The organism is Salmonella sp. SAL04157, assembly GCF_046551635.1.
GTDB lineage: Bacteria > Pseudomonadota > Gammaproteobacteria > Enterobacterales > Enterobacteriaceae > Salmonella > Salmonella enterica.
The window spans coordinates 1-17,611 of record NZ_JBGDVS010000001.1 but is presented as its reverse complement, the minus strand read 5'-3'; the positions used below and the strand labels follow the sequence as shown (position 1 = coordinate 17,611).

8 protein-coding genes are annotated in these 17,611 nt (G+C 55.4%); 3 read left to right on the top strand and 5 right to left on the bottom strand.

What is annotated here, in order from left to right; translation table 11 throughout:
• Positions 1-39: 39 nt before the first annotated feature.
• Entirely contained in the window at positions 40-11,514 is an 11,475-nt protein-coding gene (gene bapA / locus ACLJRE_RS00040; protein WP_410957279.1) for a biofilm-associated protein BapA, read from the bottom strand.
• A gap of 614 nt (positions 11,515-12,128) precedes the next feature.
• Positions 12,129-12,611, bottom strand: coding sequence for an SsrA-binding protein SmpB (smpB, locus tag ACLJRE_RS00035; RefSeq protein ID WP_001518569.1), 483 nt, complete (start codon positions 12,609-12,611; stop codon positions 12,129-12,131).
• A 188-nt stretch (positions 12,612-12,799) separates the two neighbouring features.
• On the opposite strand from smpB, the gene ACLJRE_RS00030 reads away from it, so the two are divergent.
• Both ACLJRE_RS00030 and ACLJRE_RS00025 read left to right on the top strand, forming a co-directional pair.
• Entirely contained in the window at positions 12,800-13,237 is a 438-nt protein-coding gene (locus ACLJRE_RS00030; RefSeq protein ID WP_001543334.1) for a type II toxin-antitoxin system RatA family toxin, read from the top strand.
• Entirely contained in the window at positions 13,227-13,517 is a 291-nt protein-coding gene (locus ACLJRE_RS00025) for an RnfH family protein (RefSeq protein ID WP_001112990.1), read from the top strand. Before ACLJRE_RS00030 ends, ACLJRE_RS00025 begins: the two co-directional genes overlap by 11 nt.
• Positions 13,518-13,677: 160 nt before the next feature.
• Here ACLJRE_RS00025 and bamE read toward each other — a convergent pair whose 3' ends face one another.
• The 3 genes from bamE to nadK all read right to left on the bottom strand — a co-directional run bounded on the left by bamE (position 13,678) and on the right by nadK (position 16,790).
• A complete protein-coding gene (gene bamE / locus ACLJRE_RS00020) occupies positions 13,678-14,016 on the bottom strand; it encodes an outer membrane protein assembly factor BamE (RefSeq protein ID WP_001203445.1) in 339 nt (112 codons plus the stop codon).
• A 148-nt stretch (positions 14,017-14,164) separates the two neighbouring features.
• Positions 14,165-15,826: a DNA repair protein RecN gene (recN, locus tag ACLJRE_RS00015; RefSeq protein WP_000880965.1), complete on the bottom strand. Its 1,662-nt coding sequence runs from the start codon at positions 15,824-15,826 to the stop codon at positions 14,165-14,167.
• Positions 15,827-15,911: 85 nt separating this feature from the next.
• Positions 15,912-16,790, bottom strand: coding sequence for an NAD(+) kinase (nadK, locus tag ACLJRE_RS00010; RefSeq protein ID WP_001059155.1), 879 nt, complete (start codon positions 16,788-16,790; stop codon positions 15,912-15,914).
• Between the two features lie 122 nt (positions 16,791-16,912).
• Between nadK and grpE the strand changes: the two genes are divergently transcribed.
• The gene (gene grpE, locus ACLJRE_RS00005; protein ID WP_001518875.1) at positions 16,913-17,503 is read left to right on the top strand and encodes a nucleotide exchange factor GrpE; all 591 of its coding nucleotides are present in this window, start codon (positions 16,913-16,915) and stop codon (positions 17,501-17,503) included.
• The last annotated feature ends 108 nt before the right edge of the window (positions 17,504-17,611 follow it).

The window sequence follows — 17,611 nt, the reverse complement described above, 5'->3', positions numbered from 1 at the left end:
CTTGTTGCCCCGAACGTCGTGGCGTTCGGGGCTTTTTTATCAACCGCCGGTTATCAGGTGGTTGTTCTGCAACAGCTCATTTAGCGTGAGCTGCACATTCTCCAGAGTGACAAGGTCAGTGGATTTAAACGCGCTGCCAGCGCCGTCGCGATCGACGGATATCACCGTATTGGCACCGCTGGTATGAACCTGAACAAAGTTACCCAGCGTCGCCGCCTGGTGATCCCAGCCGGTCAGCAGTTCGTGGATATCGATCTTGTCGCCCTGCGCGGTGGAGAAGTTTTGCCAGCGATCGGCGCCGTTGCCGCCGGTCGCGTCCGCGCCGTTTAACAGGTGGTAAATCAGCGTATCGCCATAGGCGGAGCCGATGAGAACATCGTTTTGGTTGGTACTGACGATTTGCGGCGCCATATCAATGGTCAATGTGGCGCTATCCGTATGACCCATCTTGTCATCCAGTTGATAGGTAAAGACCTCTTTACTGGTGATGGACGACATCGCGATGCCATTATTCAGCGTGTAGGTGTAAGCGCCATCGAGGTTAATTTGCAATGTGCCGTAATGTCCCTGAATCGTGGCGCTGGTGGTATTCGCCGCGGCGTCCAGCGTGGCGGCGCTGCCGTTATACCCGCTAATGCTCAGGCGGGTATTCACCGTATTAAGCTGATCCATCGCCCCCGCCGCATCGCTGCCATCAAAAATATTGCCGAGAACGGTATGCGTTCCGGACGTTTCAAAATTATCCAGATCGACGGTGGTGCCGATGACGCGTGGCGTGATCGTCGCCGCCCCGGCCAGGGTATTGGTGCCGGTAAAGTTAAGCGTGTACGTTCCGGCATCCAGCTCCAGGCCGCTCAGGTTGACGGTCACCGTCGCGCTGCCCAGCGTGATATTCGCCACCGGAACGGTTCCGTTGCGTATGACGGTCCCGTTCTCCTGAATGGCCCAGCTAATATTCAGATTGCCCAGCGTAATGAGCGTGGAGACATCAAAGACCAGTGACGCGCCTTTAAGTACGGTGCCCGTTGCAACGTCAAAGGTGCCGCTCCCGCTGCCCGATTTACCGAGTAGCCCCCAACTGGCGCTGCCGACGCTGGAGTCCAGCCAGGCAGCGGTATCCTGAAGCGTGGCGACGCTAAGGGTATCGCTGACATCATTAATCGCATCCAGCGCCCTGGCGGTTGGCGTGATATTGAGCGAGGCCGTATCGGTATCGCCGTTTGGCGCTTTGACCGTATAGATAAAGCTGTCCGGCGTTTTAATGCTGTCGGCACCGACGCCATTCTTCAGCGTGTAGGTATAGTTGCCTCTTGCGTCAATGATGAGCGAGCCATACAACCCGTTTACCTCCGTCGTGCCGGTCGCCGCAATCGCCACGCCGTTTACTTCAGTGAGGAGGGCGTCCGTAGGGGCGACATCATTGGTCAGTACGTTGCCGGTGGTGTTGGCGGTGATACTGTCAACGGCATAGGTGTGGTCCTGGGAAATCGCCAGCGTATAGCCAGTGAGGACGCTAATGCCGCTGGCGGTATTCAGCACGAACAAGTATTCGCCGCCAGGCAACGTCAGGGTCAGCGGCTGGGACTGTCCGGCTAACAGCAGGGTGTTAATCCAGCCCTTTTGCACCCGGAACTGCTCATATTGTTGAATGGCATCGTTGAAGCGATAAACGTACAGATCGAACGTGGAAACCAGTGAGACGCCGCCGACGGTTCCCTGTAACGTCATGGTTCGCGTAGCGCCTTCTTCAACGTTAAAGATGATCGGATTAGTCATATCATCAAGCAGATTCGCGTTCAGTACATTACCAAGTCCGACGCTTAATACCGTGACGCCGCTTTGTGTCGAGGGACCGTTGTTGACGTAGCTAACGTGAGTATCAAAGACCAGAGAGGCGTTATTGTCTGTCGCTATCACGCTGCCCGGTACAGGCGCGGGACCCAGATTGATAACCAGTTGCGCGGCGCTGCTACCGACGCCATTCTGGGTAATGGTGTAGGTGAAGCTCTCTTTATGTCCGTATCCCGCCGTGGGGTTAGTCAGCGTGTAGGTGTAACTGCCATCCTGATTAATGTGCAGCGTGCCGTATTGTCCCTGGATATCCACGCCGCCCGCGCCGACCGGCGTACTGACACCGTTGGCGTTGGTGATGGCGGTGACCGTGGTGCCCGTCGGCGCGGTATCATCAGCCATGACGTTGCCGGTACTGATGGTTGGCCCGCTAATAATACCTGCGCTGGTCTGGTGTACATCGACATCCAGGCTGGTATACGACCCGGTGGCGAGCAGACTGGTGTTATAAGTGAGTACCCGGTACTGGCCTTCGCCCAGGCCGCTCAGGTTCAGGGTAACGCCGCTCCCGGTCAGGGTAAGCAAATTCGCGAAGTCGCCAACGGCGGTGTTGACAATCGTCGTCCAGGCGCCGAGGCTGGTGTCGTAGCGCTGTACCACAATCTCCTGAGTACTGAGCAGCGAAAGCACGATTCCCGTTGCGGCGGCATCGATGGTGACGTCGCCCGTACCACCTTCAGCAATGGTGAACTCAACCTGAGCGGTATCGTTACCCAAAACCGAGGCGACATTGCCAAGCGCGCCAACCAGCAGCAGGCCGTAATCCGAATAATTTTGCGTGCTGGTGACGGCGGTCGAGGTCAGATCAAGGCTGGTGATGTTATCCCTTGCCGCCAGCGGCAGAACCGGCGCGGTAATGCCTAACGCGCCGGAGGCGTTACCCGCAGCGTCAGTGGCCGTCACGTTAATGAGTTGACCTTCAATTTGTTTTGTCGGCAAGGTGAGAGACCATGCGCCGTTGCTGCCGGCGGTGGTGGTGAGCGTCACGCCGCCCGCCAGCGTGACGGTTACGGTGCTGTTTGCCTCTGCCTGTCCGGAAAGTGAACCGCCATCGGCGCTGAGCGTACCTGACGGCGTACCGGGCGCCAGCGTATCGACAATCACCGTCGCGGCGGTGGAGACGCTGCCTGTACCGTTGGCGTTAGTCGCGGTGGCGGTGAAGGCGTGGCTGCCTTCGGTCAAATTGCCTGTCGGGGTAAAGCTCCAGTTTCCGCTGGCGTTCGCCGTGGTGGTGCCGAGCAGCGCCCCGTTGTTATAAATGCTCACCGTGGCGCCCGCCTGAGCGGTACCATTCAATGTGGGTTGTGCGTCATTAGTGACCTGACCGTTGGCGATAGCGCCGGTATAAATACCCACATTATCCACTACGTTGGTGATGATCGGTGCTTCCGGCACGCGCGTATCGGGCGCGGTAAATCCGGCGGCAATGCCAGTGTTGCCTGCTTTATCCTGGGCAAATGCCAGTAGCGGCTGACCATTGGTCTGCGCGGGCGTGAGTGTGGCGGTGAAGCTGCCTGTACCGTCGGCGGTGGCGGTTCCCAGTACCACACCAGTCTCAGAGGTAATTGTCACTGTACTGCCTGCTTCCGCGGTGCCCGTCACGCGATTACCGGTAGCATTGATGATCAGGTTGCCGGGCGCGCCGGGCGCAATGGTATCCACGATAATCGTTGTCGATGGCGAAGCGGCGCTAACGTTGCCAGCCGCATCGGCGGCGCTAACGCTATAGGCGTGACTTCCCTGGCCGAGCGCGGCGGTTGGCGTCCAGCTCCAGTTGCCGCTGGCATTGGCGTTCACGGTCGCAACCAGCGCGCCATTATCGAAGATGCTTACCGCGCTGTTGGCTTCCGCGGTACCGTTGAGCGTCGGCTGTGTGTCGTTGGTCGATTGTCCATTGCCAATGGCGCCGGTATTGTTCGGGACATCATCAACGATGCTGGTTATAAGCGGAACCGTTGGCGCAAGGGTATCGACCACGATAGTAAAACCGCTGGTGGCCGGGCTAACGTTGCCTGCCGGGTCGGTGGCGGTCACTGTTAATGTGCGCGTGCCGTCGTTTAACCCTGTCGTCGGCGTGAAGCTCCACGCGCCGCTCGCGTTAGCCGAGGTGACGCCAAGCAGAGTGTTGCCATCATAGATACTGATCACGCTGCCCGCTTCGGCAGTGCCGTTCAGCGTGGGGCGGTTATCATTGGTTATCTGACCATTAGCGAGATTTCCTGTGACCCCGCCCGCGACGTCATCCACTACGGACGTCAGGATCGGCGTTTGCGGCGCGGTGGTATCGACCGTCAGGGTGAAAGCCGTACTGTTCGGGCTGCTGTTTCCTGCGGCATCGGTGGCGACGGCGGTGATGACGTGCGTTCCGCTTGCCAGCGTTGAGGTGGAGACGCTCCACGCGCCGTCAGGCTGAGCCGTTGTCGTGCCAATGACCGTGCCATTTTCATAGAGCGTGATCGTGGCGCCGGCTTCTGCGGTGCCGCTGAAGGTTGGCGTAGGATCGTTGGTATTTTGGCCGTTCGCGATCGTGCCGAGGCCTGGCGCCTGATCGTCACTGACTGATGTGATTACCGGCGTCAGCGGCGGCGTGGTATCGACGACGAAATTAACGCTGTCTGAAACGGGACTGGCGTTGCCTGCGGCATCAACGGCAATGACGGTAATTACATGGTTGCCCGTCGCCAGAGAGGCATCGGGCGTGTAGCGCCAGCTACTGCTATTGTCGGCGGGAATTTCAGCCAGCAGCGTGCCGTTATCGTAGAGACGAATAGTTGTGTTGGCTTCACGGGTGCCGCTAATGACAGGGCGCGCCTCGTCTGTGATCTGCCCTGAACTCAGATTGCCGGTAATGGGGCCCGTACCGTCGTAGACCGTATCAATAACAGGCGCGGCGGGAGCCGTGGTATCAATAGTAAACGAGCGTATTTCGGACGCGGCGCTGGTATTGCCTGCCGCATCGGTTGCTGTCGCCGTCAGGTTCCAGACGCCCGCGCCCAGCGAGGTAGACGGTGTAAAGCTCCAGCTACCGTTGGCCTGAACTTGCGCTGTGCCGACCAGTGCGTTGCCATTATAAATCGAGATGGTTGCACCCGCCTCACCGGTACCCGAGAGCGTCGGTCGGGTTTCGTTCGTCGAGCCGCCGTTGGGGACGATGCCCGTTACCGGCGCCGTATTGTCTGCCACGCTGGCGATAACCGGCGCGGCGGGCGGTGTGGCGTCAATCGTCAGCACAAATCCGCTGGACACCGCGCTGCTATTACCCGCCGGATCGGTGGCGCTAAGGGTGAACGTGTGGCTACCGTTTGCAAGCGGCGTCTGCGGCGTGAAACTCCATGTGCCGTCGCTATTCACCGTCGTGGTACCGATGGACGCGGAATTACCGTCAAGATAGACATTAATCGTCGCGCCAGCCTCTCCGCGCCCGTTCAGGGTAGGCGTCGCATCGTTCGTTAGCTGCCCGCTTACCAGGTTGCCGGTAATACCGGGCTGGTCATCCACGACGGAGGTGAGAACCGGGATCGCCGGAGGCGTAATATCGACTATGATCGTCCACGGCGCGGAGACCGCGCTGGTATTGCCCGCCGGATCGGTAGCGCTAACCGTCAGATTATGACTTCCCTCTGACAAATTGCGGGGCACCGGGAAGGTCCAGCTACCGTTTTCGCCTACCTGAGCCGTGCCAAGCGGCGTACCGTTATCAAAAATGGTGATTGTCGCGCCAGGTTCGCCAGTTCCGTTCAGTATTGGCTGCCGATCGTCGGTGGATTGCCCCGGTACCACCGGAACGGTCGGTTGATTGTTATCGTCAATCACGGACGTGATAACCGGCACATCTGGCGCCTGCGCGTCAATGTTCAGCGTAAAGCCGTCCGAAGGCTGGCCGCTATTGCCGGCGGGATCGGTCGCCACGGCGGTAAAGATGTGTGCAATGTTCTCCAGCGGCGCATTCGGGGTGAAGCGCCAGTTGCCGCTTTGATCTACCGTGGCGGAACCGATTTCTACGCCGTTATCCAGAATGCGGATCGTGGCGCCTGCTTCTCCCGTTCCGTTGAGCGTCGGGCGTGAATCATTGGTGAGCGCGCCGTTATCCAGCGTACCGGTCATACCGGGGACGTCATCCGTTGCGCTGGTAATAACCGGTTGCGCCGGCGCGCTAAGATCGACAGTGATCCCGACCGGTGCGGACAGGCCGCCCTGGCCATTCGCATTGGTTGCCTGGACGGTGAAGTAATGTGTGCTTTCGCTTAATGGCGTCGCAATCTCAAAGATCCAGTTCCCGCTGGCGTCAACGGTGGCAAAGCCTGCCGAATCGCCATCAATGAAAATTTCAACGGTAGAGCCGATATCCGTAGTGCCGCGCAGCGTCGGCGTGGTGTCGTCCGTGGCGCCGCCCGCCGCAATATTCCCCTGTACGCTCCCGACATCATCTTCAATCGCCGTGATGGCCGGGACGGCGGGCAGACCGCTGTCGGAAGCGGGAAAATTCGTAGCCGGGCCGTTATTCCCCGCGCGATCGATAGCAATTGCCGTCAGCGTACCGCCATCGGTTTGCGCCGGACTGAGCGTAACGACGAATTCACCGGTGCCATTAGCGACAGCGCTGCCGACCAGGGTGCCATCGATATGATGAATTTCAACGGTAGCGTAAGGGTCGGCAAGTCCGGCCACGCGCGTGCCATCGTCGTCCACCGTCTGGATCGTTGGCGCGGGCGGGGCGGTGATATCCACGGTAATGGTGATCGGCTGGGTTTGCGCCGTGGTATTTCCAGCGTCGTCAGTCGCGCTGAAGGTTAGCGCATGGCTGGCTTCTGACAATTCGGGCGTATTGAATGTCCAGCCCCCGTCGGTGACGAGCGCCGTACCGATTGCCACGCCATTGTCGTAAATCGTGACGGTGCTGCCGTTTTCGCCGCTGCCGTTGATAGTCAGCGTCCGATCGTTAGTAAAGGCGCCATCGGTTAATGGCCCGGTCACTGGCGCAATATCGTCAAGGATCTCATTGACGACGGGCGGCTGCAACGGAACGGTGTCGACGGTGAAGGTAAAGCTGTTCGATACGCCGCTGCTGTTTCCGGCGGCGTCGGCGGCAATGGCGGTCAGGGTGTAGATGCCATCCGGCAACGCGCTGGTCACCGGCAGCGTCCAGGTGCCGGTCTCATCGACGGTGACTACGCCCACGACACTACTGCCGTTATAGAGCGTGATCACGCTGCCGATGTCGCCAGTGCCGTGAATGACCGGTGTATTGTCGTCAGTGGTTGCGCCGCTGACAATAGTATCCTGGACTTCGCCGACGTTATCTTCGGCAAAAGTGATAACTGGATTGGCGGGCGCAGTGGTGTCTAGCGTAAAAGTGACTGAGGCGGAAGGTGGACTGATATTGCCCGCTATATCGGTTTCCGTGACGGTAATGGTATAGGTTTCTGGCGTCAGTGCCGCAGGCGTAAAGCTCCAGCTTCCGTTATCGCCTACCGTTGTGCGACCAATTTCACTGCCATTATTGTAGAGAATTATCGTGCTGCCGATCTCTCCCGTGCCGCTGAAGGTCGGCGTGGTATCGTTCGTTGCGCCATTATTGCCGATGTTGCCGATAATCGGCGCGACGTTATCGCTGATTAGCGGCGCGTCAGGCTGCGCTGGAGGCTGGGTATCAAGGGTAACGGAGAAAACGCTGGAGGTGGGGCTACTATTGCCTGCGGCATCCGTGGCGGTGGCCGTCAGGATGTTTAACCCTTCGCTCAGATTACGGGTTAGCGGATAGGTCCAGCTACCCTGTGGATTGACCTGGACGGTAGCCAGTTCTACGTCGTTATTGTACAGGGTGATGATGGCGCCGGGTTCGCCGGTGCCGCTGAGGGTCGGCATACGCTGATTGGTAATACTGCCGTTTGCCAGTAGCACCTCGCCTTCTCCGCCTGTGATGGCGGCTGACACGATCTGCGGCGCATCCGGCGCCTGGGTATCGACGCGCAGGGTAAAGCTGAGGGATTCGGGACTTTCGTTCCCCGCCGGATCGTTGGCGCGAGCGGTCAGAAGGTGGTCGCCGTCGCCCAGCGCGGCAGGCGGCGTAAACTGCCAGCGCCCGTCCGTGCCGACCAGCGCCTGACCTATGGCATTGCCGTTATCGTAAAGGATGATTGTGTCGCCTGCGGTGCCGCTACCGCTCAACCGGGGCTGGGATTCCTGGGTAATCTGATTGGTATCAATCGTATTTCCGTCGCCGTCAGTTACGCCGATAACGCCGGGGGCGGCAGGGGCCTGGGTATCAATGGTAATCGTAAAATCGGTCGAAAAAGGCGTGGTGTTGCCGTTACTGTCGCTGGCCGTCACGGTAAAGGTGTAGGTGTCGTCCGCCAGTGGCGAGGCCGTGGTGTAGGCGTAGCTCCAGACGCCGGAATTACCGACGATAATATCCGCTATCCGTGCGCCATTCTGATACAGGTGTACTGTGGAACCCGGTTCACCTGTACCGTTAATCGTTGGCGTGCTGTCGTTAGTGAGCCCCAGATGCGCGACGCTACCGAGAATACCCGGCGCATCATCTGTAATGAAGGTGATTACCGGTTGCTGCGGCGATTGCGTATCGACCACCAGGTCGAATGACGCGGCCGGACTGGCATTGCCTTTAGCGTCGGTTGCGATTACGGTCAGTCGATGCGCGCCTTCACCTAAATTTTGCGACGGCGTAAACGTCCAGGTGCCGTTGGGCTGTAGCGTGGCGAGTCCCAGCGAAACACCGTTATCAAAAATTTCGACACGCGCGCCAGCCTCCGCCGTACCGCTAAGGGTGGGGCGGTTGTCATTGGTGGTTTGTCCGTTAACCAGCGGCCCGGTGAAGCTTTCAACATCGTCCAGCACCTGAGTGATAATGGGCTTATCCGGGGCGGTGATATCGGGCGCTTGCGCTGTGGTTGGCGGGCTAACGTTGTTGGCGCTGTCGGTGGCGGTGACGGTAACCTGTTCGCCGTTGGTCTGTGCGGGGACGAGGGGAAGGGTAAAATGACCTTCGCCATCTGCTTTGCCGCTGCCAAGCGGCGTGCCGTCCGGCGTGGCGATCGTAATGGCGCTACCCGGTTCGGCGGTGCCGCTAATACTGGTGCCATCCTCACTAATTACCACGTTTTTCGGCATTTCCGGCGCGGTACTGTCCGGCGCGATAACCGTCGCGGCGGCGCTTTCGTTTTTCGCAACATCGGTGGCGGTAGCGATAAGCGCCTGGCCGTTAGTCTGCGCCGTATTCAGCGGAACGATAAATTGTCCGTTGCCGTTAGCGACGGCGCTGCCAAGTACGGTGTTGCTACTGTCACGGATAGTGACCGTTGCCCCGGCTTCCGCCTGACCGCTTACGGACAGACCGTCGGTCGCCACGATAAGACCGTTCGGTGCCGCAGGCGCAGTTTTATCCGGCGCGTTCAGCGTTTCTACCGGACCGCTATTCGCGGCTTTATCGGTAACGCTAATGCTTAATGTTTCGCCGTTAATTTTCGCCGGGCTAATACCTATTGAGAAGGTGCCGTCGTCGCCTGCCGTTCCACTACCGAGCGTATTTCCCAGGATGTCTTTGATAACCACAGTACTGCCAGCTTCCGTAGTGCCGGTAAGTCTGTCGCCGACGTCGCTAACCGCCAGGCCTTCCAGCACCGGCGGCTGCGTGTCGATATCAATGGTAAAGGAGACGGACTGCCCGCTGGTGCCGCGATCGTTGGTCGCGGTAGCGGTAAAGACATGGTTGCCATCGGCAAGTGCCAGCGAGGGGGTAAAGCTCCATTTGCCGTCAGCGTCAGCGACAATGGGCGGAAAGGTCGGTACAGGAAAGCCATTATCGTTAATCGATATCGTACTGCCTGGTTCAGCAGTACCGCTGAGGGTTGGGCGGTTATCATCTGTGGCATCGCCATTTTTCAGCAGCCCGGTAACGGTGCCAGCGTCATCCGTCACGGTAAGGATAGTCGGCTGGGCAGGATACTGTGAGTCAGAAGCGGTAAACTCCGTGGCGGGGCCGATGTTACCAACGGCGTCCTGAATACGCGCTTCCAGACGCTCGCCGTGGGTCTGAGCCGGATTCAGCGTGATGCTGAAGTGGTTATTTTCTCCGGTAATCGTGGAGCCCAGGTAATTTCCCGCCGGGTCATAGATCGACACGGTACTACCAGCTTCAGCGGTGCCGCTAACGGTTGTGCCGTCTTTCGCGACATTATCAATGATAGCGGCGTCAGGCGGCGTGGTGTCCACAATGATAGTAGGCGTTGTCGTCACGCGGCTCACGTTTCCGGCTTTGTCGCTTTGTTCGACGGTAAAGGTATGTTCGCCATCGCTTAACGGTGTAGTCGGGGTAAAGGTCCAGCGTCCATTTTCGTCTACGGTAGCGCTGCCGATAACGGTTGAACCCTCTTTAATCGTGATGGTATTGCCTGCCTCTCCCTGCCCGGAAAATAGCGGTTTTGCCTCGTCAGTCCGGTCATTATTCTGTAGCGGCCCGGTGAGCAAACCGGTGTTATCGGCAATCACTTCAACGCGTGGGGCATCGGGGCTGAGTGTGTCGATAGTCAGTGTAAAGCGGGCTGATTCGCTACTTTCGCCTTTAACGTTAGTCGCAATGGCGGTGAAATGATTTTCCCCATCCGCTAGCGCGCTGGTAATGGCAAAATGCCAGTTTCCGCTGCTATCAACCGTTGTGGAGCCTATTTCCTGACCATTGGCGTAAATATGGATGACTGTGCCAGCGCTGCCGGTTCCCTCCAGCGTGGGGGTATTGTCGTTCGTAAACTGATTATTGCTCAGCGTGCCGGTGAGGGGAGCGGCATCATCGATAGCGGCGGTGATAGCTGGTGTATCGGGGAGAGGAATGTTGGGCGCATCAATGGTTGCGGATGGGCCGGTATTGCCGGCATCGTCAGTCGCGGTCACGGTAAGTTGTTCGCCGCTAAGCTGTGGCGCTGTCAGATCAATACTAAATTTACCGTCGCTATCCGCTTTGCCCTCGCCAACGACGTTGCCTGAAGGATCTTTGATGGTAATGGTACTGCCCGCTTCGGCCTCGCCGCTCACCGTTTTTCCGTCCGCTGAAATCAGCAACTTGCCGGGAGCGAGAGGCGGGGTAGTATCTACAGGATTACTGCTACCTGGAGTATTGCCGTTAGGGTTACTGCCGCCGGGATTGCTGTTATCAGGGGGATTACCGTCAGGATTGGTGTTATCGGGGGGCGGATTATCGCCATCCGAATGATGGTGGGAATCGCCGCCGCCGGAAGACGCGATAGCGGCAATGCCGCCAGCCGCCACCGCGCCAGCCAGTACCCACGGCCAAACGGCGCCGCCTGCTTCATGGGAAGTGCCGGAAGTGACCAGCAGCTCATTAATATCAGCGATTTGTTCAAAATGTAGCCCGGCTTGCGGATTTTCTACCCACCATAACGTGCCATCATTTTCCGCCAGTACCAGCTGGCTTGCGCCCAGATCGTTGGTAACGTAAAAGTTTTTAATCGTGATCGTTTCGCCGGAATGGAGCGTCACCACCAGATCCTGATTAATGCGCGTAAGTTGACTAATTTCTTCCCGGGCCACTGATAATTTAACAATTGACGGGGCGTTAAGAGTGACCGCTGAGGATTCCACAGTGGTGGAGACGCCAGTCAATTTCGAAACCACGGCGAGTAGACGCATAAATTAGCTCCTGATGGATTTGCTCTGTGTATTAATTAACGGGCACGACGTTCAGGGCAAAATGCGTAGACGAGCCTTCCCGTTCATCGTGAGAGATGAATTTCCGTAGCCATATTCTTTTTTATGAGCGTAGGTGAAGGTCTGGTTTTCTCGCCGAATAACCCTTTGTTTTTTGTGCCTGACTAGTGCTTTCGTATTAGATGATATAGTCAGAAAAAAATCTTTCTGCAAATTAAGATCTATTGATAAAGGTGTTAGTGCGTCTGAAATATAACGGAGTTTGTGTTAAGGAGAGGTGGGGTGGGCTAACAACGCATGATGATTTTTTATTTATCTTTATGTTTTATAATGAATTTTAATTTCTTCGTCTTTTTCTTTTTTAACATAAAAACAATACCTTTTGTGAAGGTATTCAGCATTATTAAATTTTATAAAAATCATTTGAAGTATTGTGTTATTAGGCTATAAAAATTTTTTAAACAAAGAATATATTCTTGTTGTGGTATTTATTGCTATTGATAAGCGTCAGGCACAGAGAATATATTTTCGAGGCATGAATGAGATATGAATATTGACCAGCTTCATACTGAGAAGCTGGTCACAAAAAATGTCTATTATCGGCCTGCATTTTTCATAATGCGTGCTTTATCCAGTTGCCACTCACGTTCTTTAAGATCGGAACGTTTATCATGTTGTTTTTTACCTTTCGCCACGCCGATCTTCACTTTGCACCAGGCATTTTTCCAGTACAGAGAAAGCGCGACGACAGTATAACCTTCACGATTAATACGGCCATACAGCGAATCAAGCTCACGCTGATTTAACAACAGTTTGCGGGTTCGGGTTGGGTCGCATACAACATGTGTCGAGGCGACCGCCATCGGCGTAAAGTTTGCGCCAAACAGCCAGGCCTCGCCATCTTTGAGGATAACGTAACTGTCGCCGATATTGGCTTTTCCTGCGCGCAGAGATTTTACTTCCCAGCCTTGCAGGGCGAGACCAGCCTCGAACTCTTCTTCGATAAAGTATTCGTGCCGGGCGCGCTTATTCAGCGCGATGGTGGCTGAGCCCGGTTTATGTGCTTTTTTCTTCGTCATAAGTGTCGTGAATTCATAGGTAATCTGATATCGAAAACACCCCATTACGTCCTGATGAGGTGCAAAAATCTATCTTAGCATGAGTTGGGCTATGCACGCACAATTAAGGCATGACGGTTGGGGACAGCATTTTTTTTACTCGCTGATAAGTGGTATTATTTACACGATTTATGTTGATGGGAATTGCTATGCCTCAGATTAGTCGGACTGCTTTAGTCCCCTACAGTGCGGAACAGATGTATCAGTTAGTGAATGACGTGCAATCGTATCCCCAGTTTTTGCCTGGGTGTGTTGGTAGTCGCGTCCTGGAGTCATCGCCAGCACAGATGACGGCGGCTGTTGACGTGTCGAAGGCGGGTATCAGCAAGACGTTTACGACGCGTAATCAGCTAACGCGTAACCAGAGCATTCTGATGCATCTGGTGGATGGCCCCTTTAAAAAGCTGATCGGCGGCTGGAAATTTACCCCGCTCAGCCCCGAGGCGTGCCGTATTGAGTTTCAGCTTGATTTTGAGTTTACCAATAAACTCATTGAGCTGGCGTTTGGTCGTGTATTCAAAGAGTTAGCGTCCAACATGGTGCAGGCGTTTACGGTTCGCGCCAAAGAGGTTTACCGTGCCGGATAAACTTGTGGTTGAAGTGGCTTATGCGCTGCCGGAAAAGCAGTATTTGCAGCGCGTAACGCTGGAGGAGGGCGCGACGGTCGAAGAGGCGATTCGCGCTTCCGGCTTGCTGGAATTGCGCACGGATATCGATCTGGCGAAAAATAAAGTGGGCATCTATAGTCGTCCGGTAAAACTCACCGATACGGTGCAGGATGGCGATCGGGTTGAAATTTACCGTCCCTTAATCGCCGATCCAAAAGCATTACGCCGCCAGCGCGCCGAAAAATCGGCTGGCAGATAATTAACCTTGCCGGATAACGGTGTGAAAGCCGTACCACACCTGAAGCACAGGTGTGCCTGTAAGCCAGATGAACGTAGCGCCATCAGGCAAATTCGTACCAAATGGTGGGGAGAGGTTTGCAGGCCTGATGAACGTAACCTCATCAGGCGGTATCACAAAATTACTTCGTCAACGCCGGTTTGTTATCAATATTGGTTAACACGCCGCTGCTGTTAAAGGTGAGCGTCAGAGTCTGCTGCGTCACGTTCTCATGTCCTGGCTGCTGGCGGAAGACATAAAACCAGGTGTTCGTACCAAAAGGATCGGTCATCATCGGCGTGCCTAAAGCATACGCAACCTGTTGTTGCGTCATACCAACACGCACTTTGGCGACATCCGTAGGTGTAAGATAGTTCCCCTGATTGATGTCAGGTCGGTAAACCACTCGCTCCAGAGTGGAACAGCCTGCGGTCAACATCAGGAGTACTGCTGCGGCAGCAGTCAGCGTTTTACAGCGCATAGTGATTGGGTTCCTTTTCGGGCCTGAGCAGTACGTGGCTCATATTAATATGCCGATGATAATAGACCTTTCATCACTTTAAAACCTTTTGCTGTCGGGTCTTACGGCGTTTTTGTTGTGAACTCAGACCTTCGGGAGGTAAAAAAGTTTACGCCGCCAGCAGTTCTTTTGCGTTTGCCAGCGTATTACGCGTAACTTCACTTCCTCCCAACAGGCGGGCCAGTTCCTGTAAACGCGCACGTTTATCCAACGGTTGCATATGGGTTTCGGTCATTGCCCCGTCTGTTTCTTTACTGACAAAGAAGTGCTGGTGACCGCACCCGGCTACCTGTGGCAGGTGAGTGACGCACATCACCTGAGTGGATTCGCCAAGCTGACGCAGGAGTTTACCGACCACGGCGGCGGTTGGGCCGCTGATGCCAACATCGACCTCGTCAAAAATCAGTGCCGGCGTTTCCATTTTGCGCGCGGTAATCACCTGAATAGCCAACGCAATGCGCGACAGTTCACCGCCAGACGCGACTTTAGCGATAGGCTGCAGCGGCTGACCTGGGTTTGTCGTCACTTTAAACTCCACGCGATCGGCGCCGTCGTTGCTCAGATGATGCTCATCAAATTTCACGTCGATAGTAAACAGACCGTGCGGCATTGAAAGTAAATGCATACTTTCAGTGATCAACTGCCCCAGCTCCTGGGCGTAAAACTGACGCTGTTGATGCAGCGCTTGCGCCGTTTCCAGCGCTTGTTGGTGATGCTTATTAACCGCCAGCGTCAGCGTTTCCAGCGAATCGGCCTGATCGTCGAGCTGCTGCTGTTCTTCGAGCAGTGACTGATAAAGCTGCGGCAGCGCTTCCGGGCTGACGTGATGTTTTCGCGCCAGCGAAATTTGTTTAGCGATGCGCTGTTCAAGCTCAAACAGGCGATTGGGGTCTAAATCCAGACGCTCGCAATAGTGGCGTAATTCATCGCTGGCTTCGGTGAGTTGAATAGTGGCTTCTTCCAGCATATCCAGGATGCCGGAAAGCTTGCTGTCCATACCCACCAGCTCGCTAACCAGTTGTTTTGCGCTATATAACTGGCTTTGCAGGTTAACGTCTTCGCCGTCCGCGAGTAGCGCCAGAGCGTTCTGGCTGGTCGTAAGCAACTGTCCGCTGTTGGCCAGCCGTTTGTACTCTTCGTCAATTTGCTCGAATTCGCCGGCCTGCGGGTTAAAGTCGTTCAACTCTTTTAACTGATATTGCAGCAGTTCCGCGCGCGCGGCGCGTTCCTGGCTTTGTTGCTGGTGATGGGCGAGATCGCGGCAGCTTTGATGCCATAATTGGTAGCGGGCAGCCATCTGCTGCGCTAAAGCGGCTTCGTTGGCATAGCTATCCAGCAGCGATTTTTGCTGTTCGGGTTTGGTAAGCTGCTGGTGCGCATGTTGACCATGAATTTGAATCAGCAACTGACCTAGCTCGCGCAATTGAGACAGGGGCACAGCGGTGCCGTTAATAAAGCCCCGTGAGCGACCATCGCTGCTGATAACGCGGCGAAGTAAGCATTCGCGCCCTTCTTCAAGCTGGTTTTCTTCCAGCCAGCGCAATGCCGCAGGCGTGTCTTTCAGTGCAAAGCGGGCACACAAATCGGCGCGGGTTGCTCCGGTACGGACCATATCGGCCTCAGCGCGACCGCCCAGACACAGACCCAGGGCATCAATCGCAATAGATTTACCCGCGCCGGTTTCACCAGTAATGACGGTCATTCCGCTCTGAAAATCGATCTCAAGCTCACGAACGATAGCAAAATTGCTGATGGTCAGTTGTGCCAACATAGCTGTTTTCCTGTATGAAAAACCATGACTGTAATTAAATACAGTATAAACTGGTTTTTTATACAGTAAAGAGGCTAACGTAAAATTAGAATAATTTTTTTGACCAACCGAGTTTTGTGCTTAATGTATTGAAATAGCTATAGTCTTTGGGATGTATCAGGTTGAGGTGGTAGTCGCAGCGGCGAATCAGCACATCTTCTCCTTCCTGAATAGGCAGCGCTATCTGGCTGTCGCAGCTAATTTCCAGATCGCTACGGCGATGCGAAAAACGCAGACGAATCGTGCTACTGCTGTTAATGACTAACGGGCGCGCCGACAAGGTATGCGGGAACATCGGCACCAGGGTGATGGCATCCAGTGAAGGGGTCAGAATAGGGCCGCCTGCGGAGAGCGAATAGGCGGTGGAGCCGGTCGGCGTAGAAATGATCAGACCATCAGACCGCTGTGAAAAAGCGAAGGTTTCATCAATATAAACCTCGAATTCGATCATATGCGCCACTTTTCCCGGATGCAGCACCACTTCATTAATGGCTGTGCTGATACGCTTCTGGCGATCCTGTTGGCAGACCTGCGCTTCCAGCAGAAAACGTTTTTCGGAGATATAGCGCCCTTCCAGCACATCAGATAATTGTTGCAGGGCGTTGTCCGGATCGAGATCGGTCAGGAAGCCAAGATTACCGCGGTTAATGCCAATCACATTGATGTCATAACGCGCCAGCGTACGCGCTGCGCCAAGCATATTACCGTCGCCGCCCACGACTACCGCCAGATCCGCCTGTTGACCAATTTCCGCCAGCGTACCGGTTGGTACATTTTTTAGCTGTAATTCGTGGGCGATTTGTTGCTCCACAATGACCTCATAACCCTGATCGCATAGCCAACGGTAGAGCATTTCATGTGTCGTGAGTGCGGTGGGATGACGCGGATGCCCCACAATGCCGATACACTTGAAATGATTATTCATTTTTCTGAGGTCCTTGTAGCGAAGATTGATGACAATGTGAGTACTTCCCTTGAAACCCTGAATCTGATCCCCATAATAAGCGAAGTTAGCGAGATGAATGCGAAAAAAACGCGGAGAAATTCATGAGTAGTAAAGAACAGAAAACGCCTGAGGGGCAAGCCCCGGAAGAAATTATCATGGATCAGCACGAAGAGGTTGAGGCAGTTGAACCAAACGATTCTGCTGAGCAGGTGGATCCGCGCGATGAAAAAATTGCGAATCTGGAAGTTCAGCTTGCAGAAGCCCAGACTCGCGAACGCGACACCGTGTTGCGTATCAAAGCGGAAATGGAAAACCTGCGCCGTCGTACTGAACAGGATATCGAAAAAGCGCATAAATTCGCTCTCGAGAAGTTCGTCAACGAATTGCTGCCGGTAATCGATAGCCTGGATCGCGCGCTGGAAGTCGCAGACAAAGCCAATCCGGATATGGCGGCAATGGTCGAAGGGATTGAGCTGACGCTGAAGTCTATGCTGGATGTGGTGCGTAAGTTCGGCGTGGAAGTGATTGCTGAGACCAACGTGCCGCTGGACCCGAACGTGCATCAGGCGATTGCGATGGTGGAGTCGGAAGAGGTTCCGGCAGGCAATGTGCTGGGCATTATGCAGAAAGGCTATACGCTGAACGGTCGTACCATTCGCGCGGCGATGGTGACGGTAGCGAAGGCGAAGTAAAAGTCTGATGGCCGATGTAAAGTCGGCCATTTTTTTGTCTATGGAAAACCCCCAGCTAGGCTGGGGGTTCCGGAAAGCTTTCAGCTTTAAGTCAGTTATTAAAACCCC